Annotated in this window: 3 protein-coding genes; 1 reads left to right on the forward strand and 2 read right to left on the reverse strand. The window is 74.4% G+C overall.

Annotation, left to right across the window (positions count from 1 at the left end; all coding sequences use genetic code 11):
- Nucleotides 1–816 (reverse strand): ARMT1-like domain-containing protein (locus CA984_RS43080; protein WP_086579045.1); only part of this gene is annotated, 816 nt, incomplete at its 3' end.
- A gap of 168 nt (nucleotides 817–984) precedes the next feature.
- Here CA984_RS43080 and CA984_RS43085 point away from each other — a divergent pair.
- Nucleotides 985–1,770 (forward strand): DUF72 domain-containing protein, encoded by a 786-nt coding sequence (locus CA984_RS43085; protein ID WP_086579046.1) that lies wholly within the window; start codon nucleotides 985–987, stop codon nucleotides 1,768–1,770.
- A gap of 7 nt (nucleotides 1,771–1,777) precedes the next feature.
- Here the strand turns inward: CA984_RS43085 and CA984_RS43090 are convergent.
- A partial coding sequence (locus CA984_RS43090; protein ID WP_133061969.1) for an ABC transporter ATP-binding protein occupies nucleotides 1,778–3,505 on the reverse strand: 1,728 nt, incomplete at its 5' end.

Raw genomic sequence — 3,505 nt, forward strand, 5'->3', positions numbered from 1 at the left:
CCGCCGCACACAGGCGATGACGTCCGCGGGCACGGCGTCGGAGACGTAGTACGGCACGGGCTTCACATGCAGGAGAACCTCCCGCGCCCCCCGCGCGTGCAGCAGGTGGTCGATCAGAGCGAGGTCCGGCAGCAGCTCGCCCCCCGCGTTGTCGGCGACGAAGCAGATCCGCGCGGGGCGCGGGCCGTCCACCGCCGACCAGAGGAGGTCGCTGTCGTCGGCCGGCAGGCCCGTCGTCCGGTCGCCGTCGTGCGCCCCTCCGGCGGAGAGGCGGAATCCGAGGTCCGCCTGGTTTCCCCACAGCGCCCTCTGGAGCAGCGTCTGCGCCTGCTCCTCCGCGGACATGGCGGGCAGGCCGTCGAGCGCGCGGAGCTCGGCGTCGACCCCCTTGCCGAGCAGCTCGGCCCGTTTGAAGGGCTCGAACGGGTCTATGCCCCGCCACGGCCCCGGATCGAAGTATCCGACCGCGGCGAGGAGTTTGCGGTAGAAGTAGCTCTCCGCCCACAGGAACGGCGCGTCGTCCCAGCGCCCCCCGACATGGCCCCGGTCCCAGCTCTCCCAGAGCCCACGGTCGTGCACGGTCCCCTCCAGAGGGCCGATCACCCCGTCGGTGATCTCCCTGAGCAGCAGGTCGAGCGCGCGCCGGCGGTCGGGACCGTACGGCGTGGCGTCACCGACCTTCCGGATCAGGGCGGGGTGCCGGTTGTGGAGGACACTCCAGGGGAAGGAGCCGGGAACGTCGCTCCGGATCACCGGCGGATCGCCGGAGGTCACCGCGGGCTCTCCGGACCGCCTCCGGACGTCGTCATCCGTCATCTGCCGCTCCCCCGATCCGCCGCGCCGCCGCACCTTCGGCGTCCGGCGGGCGCATGCTGTCTCAGTATCCGCCACCCCCGCCGTGTGGCCGCGGGTGGTGTCGGAGGTGGCGGCGGCGGGCAGATCCTGCCCCATGGAGGAGGCGGAAATCGACGGGGCGGGACCGCGATGATGCGGGTGGGGACGTCCGGCTGGCAGTACGCCGACTGGCGCGGGGTGCTGTATCCCCCTGCCCTGGCCCGGCGGCTGTGGCTGGAGCGGTACGGCGAGGGCTTCGAGACGGTCGAGAACAACAACACCTTCTACCGGCTGCCGGCCCGCCGGACGTTCGAGGACTGGAGGGACCGCACCCCGGACACCTTCGTCATGGCGGTCAAGGCGAGCCGCTTCCTCACCCACGTCAAACGGCTGAAGGATCCCGAGGAGCCCGTCGAGCGCCTGCTGATGGCGGCCGGCGGGCTGGGGACCAAGCTCGGGCCGATCCTCCTGCAGCTCCCGCCGACGCTGACGGCCGACCCCGGACGGCTCGGCGCCTGCCTGCGCTGTTTCCCCGCCGACGTGCGTGTCGCCGTCGAGCCCCGGCACGCCTCCTGGTGGAGTGATCCCGTGCGCGAGGTGCTGTCGGCGCACGGCGCGGCCCTGTGCTGGGCCGACCGGCTCGGCCGCCCGCGGACGCCCCTGTGGCGGACCGCCGACTGGGGTTACCTCCGCTTCCACGAGGGGCGCGCCGCCCCCTGGCCCGCGTACGGCGACGGCGCGCTCCGTTCCTGGCTGCGCCGGCTGGGCGAGGCCTGGGACGACCGCTGCGACGTCCATGTGTACTTCAACAACGATCCGGGCGGCGCCGCGGTGCGCGACGCCGCCCGGTACGCGGAACTCGCCGCCGCCGAGGGGTGGCCCGTGAGCCGCACGCCCGCCCGCGCCGCTCCCGCGGGGCCTGCCACGCCTCCGTGAGCGCGGGCTACGCCGCGCCGGTCTGCGCGCGGACCATCCGCGCGTACAGCCCGTGCCGGTCGCCGAGCAGGTCGAGGCGCGAGCCGTGCTCCACCACCCGCCCCTCCTCCAGCGCCACGACGGTGTCGAAGGAGTCGAGCACGCCGAACCTGTGAGTGATCATCACGGTCGTCCGCCCGGCCCGTTCCGCCAGGATCGCCTCGACGACCTCCATCTCGGTCAGCGGGTCGAGCGCGGAGGTCGCCTCGTCGAGCACGAGCACGGACGCGTCGGCCAGGAGCGCGCGGGCCAGGGCGATGCGCTGCCGCTCCCCGCCGGAGAACAGCGCCCCCCGCTCGCCCGCCGGCGAGTCGTAGCCGTCCGGGAGCGCCGCGATCCGCTCGTGGATCCGGGTGATCCGGCAGGCCCGCACGAGATCGTCCATCGTGGCGCCGGGCGCGGCGTATCTGAGGTTGTCGGCGACCGATCCCTGGAAGAGGAAGGGGTCCTGCGTGGCGATGCAGAGCCGTCCGGGCAGCGGCGCCCTGACCTCCGTACCGTCGATCACGACCGTTCCCTCGGTGGGCGGGTGCAGCCCGGCGAGCAGGTGGCCGAGCGTCGTCTTGCCCGAGCCGCTCGGGCCCACGACCAGCGTGGTGGAGGCGGCCGGGAGGTCGAGGCTCACGCCGTGCAGCGCCGGGCGGTCCGCCTCGCCCGTCCCGGGGTAACGGAAGCCGGCCTCGCGGGCGGCGAGCGCGCCGGGGCCCGGGGCGGGGCTCTGCCGCGCTTCCGGCTCCGGCTCCGGCTGGAGGTCGAGGTAGCCGAAGACCCTCTCGAACGCCCCCTGGGCGGAGCGGAACTCGGTGGAGATGTGCAGGATCTGCCACAGCGGCTGGTAGAGCCTCGCCTGCAGCACGGTGAAGGCCACGAGAGTGCCCGGAGTGATCTCGCCGGCCAGCCCCGCCGCCACGAACACCAGGTAGGGGGTCAGCACGAAGAAGACGTGGCCCACGCTCAGCACCAGCTGGGCCACCACGCCGGAACGGACCCCCAGCCGTGCCAGCCGCTCGCTCTCCGCGGCGAACCCGGCGGCCTCCTGCTCGCGCCTGCCGTGCACCCTGGCCATGGTGACGCCCCCCAGCGACAGGCGTTCCGCGACGATGGAGGAGAGCTCCGCCCGGGTGCGCTGGCCGTCGGCCGACAGGGCCGAGAGCGCCCGCCCCGACCGGGAGGCCACCAGCAGGACGAGCGGCGCGAGGATCAGGGCGACACCCGCGAGCACCGGTGACAGGGTCACCATCGCGCCGGCCGCGACCAGGAATCCGATGAGGCCGGAGAGCGCGCCGGGCAGGGTGTCCTTGACCGCGTGCTCGATCTGCGTGGTGTCGCCGGCCAGCCGCGACTGGATCTCGCCGCCCCGCTCCGCGGCGAAGAAGGCGAGCGGCATGCGCTGCAGGCGGCCGAACATCTGCGTGCGCAGCCCGTGCACCACCCGCTGCGCGACGCGGGCCGACAGCCACGTCTGCCCCAGGTCCACGGCGCCCACCGCGCAGGCGATCGCCGCGGCCAGCCCGGCGATCAGGGCGAGCAGCGGCAGGTCGGGGCCGCCCGGCCCGAAGAGCGCCCGGTCGAAGACCACCCGCGTCAGCAGCGGTACGGCGGCGTTCAGGGCGGAATAGGCGGCGATGAGCACGACGAGGACGGAGACGGCCCCCCGGTAGGGCGTGAACAGCCGCACGACCCTGCGCCAGGTCCC

The sequence above is a fragment of the Streptosporangium minutum genome (assembly GCF_002149035.1).
Taxonomy (GTDB): domain Bacteria; phylum Actinomycetota; class Actinomycetes; order Streptosporangiales; family Streptosporangiaceae; genus Streptosporangium; species Streptosporangium minutum.

Coding starts and splice junctions, on each gene's coding strand:
- CA984_RS43085 (WP_086579046.1), top strand. CDS start 985: ATGATGCGGGTGGGGACGTCCGGCTGGCAGTACGCCGACTGGCGCGGG.